The 4,409-nt window shown below is 28.6% G+C and carries 5 protein-coding genes and 1 riboswitch; of the genes, 3 read left to right on the top strand and 2 right to left on the bottom strand.

The annotated features are described in order from the left end of the window. Window positions 1-488 (bottom strand): cation:proton antiporter (locus VLM92_RS11625; RefSeq protein ID WP_325276500.1); only part of this gene is annotated, 488 nt, incomplete at its 3' end. A 53-nt stretch (window positions 489-541) separates the two neighbouring features. Further along, window positions 542-600: riboswitch (Fluoride riboswitch) on the bottom strand. Window positions 601-718: 118 nt separating this feature from the next. Between VLM92_RS11625 and VLM92_RS11620 the strand changes: the two genes are divergently transcribed. From VLM92_RS11620 to VLM92_RS11610, 3 genes are all read left to right on the top strand, one after another. Further along, window positions 719-1,216, top strand: coding sequence for a thioredoxin family protein (locus VLM92_RS11620; RefSeq protein ID WP_325276499.1), 498 nt, complete (start codon window positions 719-721; stop codon window positions 1,214-1,216). 227 nt (window positions 1,217-1,443) lie between these two features. Next, window positions 1,444-2,667: a sodium/glutamate symporter gene (locus tag VLM92_RS11615; protein ID WP_325276498.1), complete on the top strand. Its 1,224-nt coding sequence runs from the start codon at window positions 1,444-1,446 to the stop codon at window positions 2,665-2,667. 94 nt (window positions 2,668-2,761) lie between these two features. Next, a complete protein-coding gene (locus tag VLM92_RS11610; RefSeq protein WP_325276497.1) occupies window positions 2,762-3,067 on the top strand; it encodes a DUF1540 domain-containing protein in 306 nt (101 codons plus the stop codon). A gap of 54 nt (window positions 3,068-3,121) precedes the next feature. Here VLM92_RS11610 and VLM92_RS11605 read toward each other — a convergent pair. Further along, on the bottom strand, window positions 3,122-4,409 hold a 1,288-nt coding region (locus VLM92_RS11605; RefSeq protein WP_331681753.1), incomplete at its 5' end, for a sodium:proton antiporter.

Here is a 4,409-nt window from a genome sequence, read left to right as displayed (position 1 = left end):
GTATCATCGCAACTAGCACCAACTAATAACATTTGTGGTATTGCTTTGTCTTGACCTAGTTTTCTGTTTATTAAAGATACCATAGAAGGTATTAAAACAGCCGGACTAACTGCTGCTATTATAAATCCAAGTATAGCCCCTTGTATAAATGTAAAATCTAAAAATATCATACATAAAAATGCTACAGCAAATCCTTCTAGCGTTGCTGGTATTATACTTAATAAAACTGCTGGTTTACCTATTTGCTTTATTTGAGATAAACTTATTCCAAGTCCACCTATAAATAAAACTGCTACAAGTGCTATGTCCTTTATAAATGGAGCAATTTTTATAGTGCTTTGGGGTACTAAATTAAATATTGCTGGTCCTATTAACATCCCTAATATCATCATACCTATTAAAGATGGCAACTTTATTTTTTCTACTAATTTACCACTGTAGTTTGCTAAGACTCCTATTATTACTAAACTTATTAATACTATTATCATATCTCTCCTCCTATAATTTAAAGTTATAACAAAAAAATAGACTCCTACCCTTAAAAAGAGTAGGAGTCATTAGCTTTCGCGTTTAATGGTGAACTCCATCACCTATATATTTCATCTATATAATATCATATTTATCAGTTAATTGTAAATTTTTTTATTTCTCTCTAGATAAACCTCTATATTAGTGGTAATATGTTTGTAATAAGTTTCATTTAGGGGGTATTTTAATAATGAAAATGGATATAAAGGAATTATTTGAGGTTGGATGTAGTTTTGAAAGTTCTGTTGGCGAAGGTACAAAATCTGAAAGAGCTAGAATTCCTAAAAATGATTCTAGAATAAATTTAACAGATGATGTTATTAAACAAATATCAAGTATCGATAAAGAAATAAACTTTTTAGTTTCAGGTGAAATTTGGTGTCCTGATTTCCAAATTAATGTAACTATATTAAAAAAGTTTTGTGATATAAATCCTAAATTTAATATATCTGTTATAACTATGGCTCGTGGAAAGAAATTCTTAGCTCCTATTCTAGGAATTGAAGATTTTAAGGGTCCTACTATTGCGGTACTTGACGAAAATTTCAATATTATAGGTTCATTCGAAGAAAGACCTAGTGCCGTTAAAGCTTTTGATAATTTTGATGATATAAAACTTGATTATTTAAAAGGAAAATACATATTAGATAGTGTTAATGACTTCCTTGATATAATGAAAAAAATATAATTTACAATTTTTATAAAGGAGTGTCTCAAAATGATTAAAATCATTAAAGAGATACTCCCTTTTTTATATAAATTATGAGAATTTTAATAAATTTTATATAAAATTCAACCTCTAAATTTAAACAATACACCTTATTTGTAGCCATTTAATCGATATGAGTGAATCAAATTTTTTTAATATTTTTTGCCAAGCTTTAATATATTTTATTAATTAGATTTTTTAGGGGGGTGTTTTTAATTTTAATAAATTTAAATATTATATCTACTTTAGTACTTACTATAATGCTTTTTTTAATTGGAACTATTATCAAGAATAACGTTAATTTTTTTAATAAGTTTTGTATCCCAGCTCCAGTAATTGGAGGTCTTTTATTTTGTATTCTTAATTTATTTTTAAGACTTTTTAATATCTGTACTGTAACTATGAATACAAGCTTGATGACTTATTTTATTTGCTTTTTCTTTACTATAGTGGGTCTTGGTATAAGTATATCTATCGTAAAAAAAGGAGGTAAGCAGCTCATTCTATATTGGATACTCTGCGGAGTTTTATCATTTTGTCAAAATATATTAGCCATTGTACTTTCTAAAGTTACTAATATACATCCACTAATTGGTCTTATGTGCGGAACTATATCTATGGAAGGTGGTCATGGGTATGCAGCTGCTTTTGGATCTACTATAGAAAACATAGGTATTAGTAATGCTAGTAGTGTTGGTATTGCTGCTGCAACTTTTGGTTTAATGTTTGCTGGTTTATTAGGTGGACCAGTTTCTAAATTTTTAATTGAAAAATATAATTTAAACTCTTATAAATCAATACCTAAGCCATTTAAAAGTACTTATACTAAAAGTTTATCGATTACTTCTAATCCTTATCTAAAAATAGATGCCTTTTCATTTTTAGAACAAGTTTTAATCGTATTACTTTGTGTAAGCTGTGGAGAATTTATAGCAAACATTATTTCTAAAAGTACTAATATAATAATACCTACTATAACTGGTTGTATGTTAGTTTCAGTGATTTTTAGAAACCTAAATGACAAAATTAATTTTTTTGAATTAGACTTTAATTTACTACATTTATTAAGTGAAATTTCATTGGGAATATTTTTAACTATGGCGCTTATGAGTATTGATTTATTGAAGCTTTCAAGCTTATTTGGCCCTATAATTATAATTGTAATATCTCAAGCTATATTCATTGTTTTATTTGCTATATTTGTAGTGTTTAGAGCATTAGGTAAAAATTTAGATGCTGCTATTATGGTAAGTGGTCTCATTGGTCATGGTTTGGGTGCTACTCCAATTGCTTTAGCTAATATGAATTCTGTTAGTGAAATTTATGGTTCTTCTGAAAAGGCATTTTTAATAGTTCCTTTAGTTGCAGCCTTTTTGCTAGATGTATTTACAATGCCTTGTATTATATTTTTTATAAATATATTATCATAACTTAAATTACATATTGGAAATTGTTTAGTATTAATGATTAAAACTTTTTTAAATTTGACATACTATTAATATAATTAATTTTAGGAGGTAATTTATGCAAAGTAATTTGAACTGTTTAGACTATAATTGTGCTTTTAATAAATCTAGCCACTGTTATGCTTCACATATAAAAATAGAAGGCTTTGACGCCACTATAACGCCTGAGACTTATTGTGATACATTTAGAGATAAATCTTCTTTTCATCTTTCTAACTATAGAGGTGAAACATCTTTAACTAACACTCAAAATATCTCTTGTTCTGCTACCAATTGTAAATACAATATAAATGGTGGATGTAGTGCAAGCCATGTAGAGATCACCATTGAAAATGCTAGTTGTGAAACCTTTATTTCTAAATAATCATTACATAAAAAAAACAGAGGGGCTATCCCTCTGTTTTTATATCTATTCTATTTACATAATTTCAGATGCAAATTCTACTTTTTCTTCTGTACTTTCTTCTAATACTCCAAGTTTTTTAGCTACTAATTTTGTTGTACTTGCTTGTACTATAAGTGTTACTAGTATTGTCATAAATACTACTGAAGATATTATTTCATATCCTGGTAACTTCATAGATACTATTATACCAGATAATGCAGCTGGTATAACTCCAGTTTCTCTAACCCACATCATGAATAACCTATCTTTAAATGTCCATTTTGCTTCTTTATCAAATGCTGTAGATATTAAAACTACAAGTGGTCTTGCAACAAACATTAATACTAAAACTACTAAAAGTGCTGGTGCCCAATATTTTGAAAGAGCTACTAAATCTACTTGCGTTCCTAATACAACAAATATTGCCATACGACATAATGATCCAACACTTTCTCTAAAGCAATGTTCTGAATGGAAATCATGTTCTGGAACCCAAAGTCCAAATAACTTTTTATTTCCTGCTATAAGACCTGCTATAAATACTGCCATATATCCACTACCATGTAAAAGTACTGCTATTTCATAAGATAAAGCAACCTTTAATATAGACATTATTGGTGCATATGAGTGGAATACTCCCCACTTTTTATCTGATATTAACACTGAGAATATATATCCTAGAGCTATACCAGCACTTATTCCTACAACAGTTGATATAACAAGTTCTTCTACACTTTTAGCTGCTGAGAATTCTCCACTTGTTACAACTCCAAGTAATGTAGAAACAAGTATTGCTCCAACTGCATCATTGAAAGCTGATTCACTAACTACAGTTTGCTTTATTTTATCTTTTATAGTTACTTGTTTAAATACTGGTATAAGCGCTGCTGGGTCTGTAGATGCTATAACCGCTCCTATAAGTAGCGCTGTCATTATCGGTAGCCCAAATATTTTGCCTGCAAATAATCCTACTACAACTGTTGATACTATAACACCTACTGTTGCTAACATACCAACACTTAATTTTACTTTATTTAAAACTTTTAAATTTATTTCTCGTCCGCCTTCATATAATATAAATGCTGAACCAAATGTAAGTATTAAGTTATTCTCTATAGGGAAAGACTCTATACTAATTAAATTAAGCACTGCTGGTCCTATTATAATACCTGCTACTAGATATAAAATAACATCTGGCATTTTTATAATTTCACTTACTTTTCCTAGGACTATACCCGTTATGGCAATAGCTGCAAATATTAATAACAAGTTATTAGTTGCAATTGCTTCTACTGTACTTTCCATTGTCTCCACCTCTTCA

It is taken from the genome of Romboutsia sp., from assembly GCF_035470145.1.
In the GTDB taxonomy this organism is placed as follows: domain Bacteria; phylum Bacillota; class Clostridia; order Peptostreptococcales; family Peptostreptococcaceae; genus Romboutsia_D.
This window is presented reverse-complemented; position numbering and strand designations above follow the sequence as displayed.